Origin of the sequence: Micromonospora sp. M51, from assembly GCF_018070305.1 — a bacterium.
Taxonomy (GTDB): domain Bacteria; phylum Actinomycetota; class Actinomycetes; order Mycobacteriales; family Micromonosporaceae; genus Micromonospora; species Micromonospora parva.
This window is the reverse complement of record NZ_JAGPXZ010000565.1, coordinates 1-4,185: the sequence shown is the minus strand read 5'-3', so window position 1 is coordinate 4,185 and position 4,185 is coordinate 1. Positions and strand designations below refer to the sequence as shown.

Annotated in this window: 4 protein-coding genes; 2 read left to right on the top strand and 2 right to left on the bottom strand. The window is 73.1% G+C overall.

Annotated features, from left to right (window positions below; all coding sequences use genetic code 11):
* On the bottom strand, positions 1 to 391 hold a 391-nt coding region (locus KBX53_RS24575; protein WP_210861885.1), incomplete at its 3' end, for a hypothetical protein.
* A gap of 92 nt (positions 392 to 483) precedes the next feature.
* Complete coding sequence (locus KBX53_RS24570) at positions 484 to 1,713, bottom strand: acyltransferase (protein ID WP_247676153.1); 1,230 nt, start codon at positions 1,711 to 1,713, stop codon at positions 484 to 486.
* 287 nt (positions 1,714 to 2,000) lie between these two features.
* On the opposite strand from KBX53_RS24570, the gene KBX53_RS24565 reads away from it, so the two are divergent.
* Positions 2,001 to 3,161 (top strand): glycosyltransferase, encoded by a 1,161-nt coding sequence (locus KBX53_RS24565; protein ID WP_210861884.1) that lies wholly within the window; start codon positions 2,001 to 2,003, stop codon positions 3,159 to 3,161.
* Positions 3,162 to 3,282: 121 nt separating this feature from the next.
* A partial coding sequence (gene pseI / locus KBX53_RS24560) for a pseudaminic acid synthase (protein ID WP_210861883.1) occupies positions 3,283 to 4,185 on the top strand: 903 nt, incomplete at its 3' end.

Genomic DNA, 4,185 nt, shown 5'->3' with positions numbered 1-4,185 from the left:
CGCTCGCACTGTCGACGAGGGGCAGCCGGTCGGACTCCGCCGCGCGGACCGGAAGCACGCCGGTCGCGGTGACGCAGTGCTCCTCGGGGAGCGCCCCGGGCGAGTCGACGGCCCAGGCGGGAACGGCCTCCTCGACGGCGTCCGGTGGGATCGCCGCTGCCGGACGCGCCGCAGCGTGCGCCCCGACGTGCCGACCGGAGGCCGCCAGCGGCCCGGCGGCGACGGAGGCCGACACCACGCTCGACGGTGGCACCGGGCTGGGCGTCGACGCGGCGGCCGTGGCCGGGCCTGCGCCGAGCGCCAGGGCCGCGACGACGGCGAGGCTGGTCAGCACCCGCGTCGCCCAGCGCGCCACCCACCACAGCGGACAGGTGAACGCGACCGGAAGCACATCCCCACGCTACCGTCACGCCGAGGCGGGCGCACCGACCACGGGCGTGTCGGATCGCGCCGCGCCGACCCGTTTGACCAGGGTGGACGCTGTCAGCGCCGGTCGGCGTACGGTGATCGGCCGTTGGCCGGACCGACCTCGTCGGCGGCCCCCGCGGCCCCGCCCTCGGCGTCGCCGTCACCGGCGGTCGGGACACCGGCCGCGCGTTGCCGGGGGACGGGCGCCGGCCGGGCCGGACGGCGCGGTGCGAGCCGGCGCATCATCGGGGTCTCGACGAAGCGGTGCAGCAGCCCGGCGAGGAGCAGGTTCGCCACCAGGAAGCCGAGCACCACGGCGGGCCCACGCCAGCCTGCGAAGCCGGTCCCCCAGTCCCCGCTCCAGCGCAGCACGCTCGTCATCACCAGCACGTGCACCAGATAGAAGGCGAACGAGACCTCACCGAGCCAGATCAACGGCCGGGAACGCCACGGCGAGCGCCGACCCCGCACGTCCGCGTCAGCGGCAGCGGTGATCACCAACAGGTACGCGACGGCGAGCAACGTGGTCCACAACTCGGCGCGGATCCACTGCGCGGCCGCCACCCAGGTGACCACGAAGATCGCGCTGGCCACGGCCAGACCCGGCCCGCGCCAGAGCCCTCGGCGCATCAACTCGGCGGCCACCGCGCCCAACCAGAACTCCAGCGACCGGACCGGCGGGAAGATCTGGGTGAACCACCACCGACTCACCTCCGGCACCAACTCCTGCGCAGGCCACAGCGCGAGGATCAGCAGCGGCAGCGCGACGATCAGCGCCCAGAGCAGCTTCGGCCGGGCCCGGCGCAGCAACGGCAGGGCGAGCGGCAGGCAGAGGTAGAAGAAGAACTCGCAGGAGAGCGACCAGCTGACCGTGTTGATGCTGTAGAACCAGCCCGGCCGGGGGTCCCAGGCCTGCAGCAGGAGCAGGTTCTCCAGCGCGGCCGCCGGCAGGACCGGATCGGCGAACCACCAGGCGACCACCAGCGTCGCCGCCCACAGCACCAGGTGGTTCGGGTAGATCTTGGCGACCCGCCGCCGCCAGAAGGTCCGCCGGGAGTCACCCGGCCGGGCCGACCAGACCAGCACGAAACCACTGAGGATGAAGAAGAACTGCACCCCGGAGAGGCCCAGGGTGAACAGGGCGTCGACCACGGCCTTGTAGTCCGGCTCGGCGATGATCCGCATGGTGCCCGCGTGGAAGCCGAAGACCAGCAGGGCGGCGATCCAGCGCAGCCCGGTCAGCGACGGCAGCCGGGGCAGGGCGGGTGCTGGTGGGGCGGCCGACGTCGCGGCGACGCTCGTCATGCCGGGATCCCGGCGCTCGGCGGGGTCACCAGCACTGTCGTAGCCTCCTCGGCGCGGCGTCGGACGGCGCGACGGCGACGCCCGCGACGGCCCGGCAGGGCCGCACCGAGGCACCCTACCGGGTCACTCCTGGGTGAACCGGACGCGTCCCACCCGCCGTTTTCCGCGCCACGGCACCGCCCGCCAGTCGGCGTTAACCTTCCGCTGCCCGGGAGTTCAGAGACTCCACCATCGGCGGCAACGTCAGGTTCCGGGGCCGGCCACCCGGGTCGTCGAAGGTGGCGGGCGTGGTCAATGAGCCGACGCACGCACCGCTGCTGAGCATCGTCGTGCCCGTGTACGGCGTCGAGGCGTACCTGTACCAGTGCCTTGAGTCGATCCGGGCCGACATCCCGGCGGGCGAGTCGGACGCGGTCGAGCTGATCGCCGTCGACGACGCCTCCCCGGACGGCTGCGGCGACATGCTCCGCGCGTACGCGGCCGGTCGCGACGGCGTCCGCGTCGTGCATCTGAGCAGCAACGTGGGCCTGGGGCTGGCCCGCAACGCGGGGCTCGACGTGGCCAGCGGCCGGTACGTCTGGTTCGTCGACAGCGACGACTGGTTGCCGCCGGGCACCATCGCGGCGGTGCTGGACCGGCTGCGCCAGCACCAGCCCGACGTGCTGATGCTCGACCACCTGCGGGTGCACGAGGACGGCCGGCGGGAGGTCGACGCGAGCAGCCCGCTGCTGCGCGGGATCACCGGCGTCACCCGGCTGGCCGACCAGCCGCGCCTGCTGCGGGTGCAGCACACCGCCTGGAACAAGGTGGTCCGCCGAGGCTTCATGGACGAGTTGGAGCTGCGCTTCTTCCCCGGCTGGTACGAGGACATCCCGTTCAGCCACCCGCTGCTGATCGGGGCCGAGAAGATCTCCGTGCTGGACCGGGTCTGCTACCTCTACCGGCAGGGCCGCCAGGGCGCGATCACCTCCACCCGCAGCGGCCGGCACTTCGACGCCTTCGACCAGTACGAGCGGCTGATGGACTGGGTTGCCCGGAAACACCCGGACGAGCGGTTGCAGGCCGAACTCTTCGAGCTGATGCTCAGCCACTACCTGGTGGTGGTGGGCAACGACGGCCGGCTGCACCCGCACCTGCGGCGCGACTTCTTCCACCGGGCCGCCGCGCACTACCGCCGGTACCTGCCCACCGGCGGCTACCCGCTGCCCCCCGGCGCGACGGGACTCAAGCACCGCCTCGTCGGGCGGGGTGACTGGTTGGCGTACTCGGCGCTGCGCCAGGCCCACCGGGTCGCCGGTCGGCTGCGTCGGCCGGGCCCGGCGGCTGCCGACGGCGGTTCGCCAGCCGTCGACGAGGAACCGGGCCGACGGGCGGACAACGCGCCGACACGCAGTGGTGCGCCCACCCCGGAGCGCCGTGACGCGCTGGCCGGCGGCCGGCTGACGTGATCGACCCCACCGCACCCCGAGGCGGCACCCGGCACCGTGGTTTTCCAGGTCGTCCGCCCGCCGGGTGGACGACGACAGCACCACCGCACTCCGGTGCGGGCGTACCTGAGCAGAGGTCGGAATGACGGCGACAATCAAGATCGGACCGCACGCGGTCGGTGCCGGTGAGCGATCGTTCGTGGTCGCCGAGATGTCCGGCAACCACAACGGCGATCTGAATCGGGCGCTGGCCATCGTCGACGCGGTGGCCGACAGCGGGGCGCACGCACTGAAGCTCCAGACGTACCGGCCGGACACCATCACCATCGACGTCGACACCCCGGCGTTCCGGATCTCCAGTGGGCACGAGCTGTGGGGCGGGGAGAACCTGTACCGCCTCTACGAGCGCGCGCACACCCCGTACGAGTGGCACGCCCCGATCTTCGAACGGGCCCGCGAGCGTGGCCTGACCGTCTTCTCGTCACCGTTCGACGCGACCGCTGTGCAGTTGCTGGAGTCGCTGGACGCGCCCGCGTACAAGATCGCGTCGTCGGAGCTGGTCGACCTGCCGCTGATCCGACTGGTGGCCAGCACCGGCAAGCCCATGGTGATCTCCACAGGAATGGCGACGGTCGCCGAGATCGACGCCGCCGTGCGCACCGCCCGCGCCGGTGGCGCGGCGGGCATCATCCTGCTGGCCTGCACCGCGTCCTACCCGGCGCCGGCGGCCGACAGCAACCTGCGCCGGCTGCCGGTGCTGGCCGGTGCGTTCGACGTGCCGGTGGGGCTCTCCGACCACACGCCCGGCATCGGGGTCGCGGTCGCCTCGGTGGCGCTCGGCGCCTGCTTCATCGAGAAGCACGTGACGCTGGACCGGGCCGACGGTGGCGTGGACTCGGACTTCTCCCTGAACCCGGCGGAGCTTTCGGCCCTGGTCGCCGAGTCCGGCCGCGCGTACGCGGCCCTGGGCGGCACCGCGATCGGCCCGACCCCGGCCGAGCGGGAGGGGCTGCGGTTCCGCCGGTCGCTCTTCGTGGTCGAGGAC

Excerpts from the sequence above, each read along its gene's own strand:
- KBX53_RS24570 (WP_247676153.1), bottom strand. The coding sequence starts at position 1,713 with ATGACGAGCGTCGCCGCGACGTCGGCCGCCCCACCAGCACCCGCCCTG.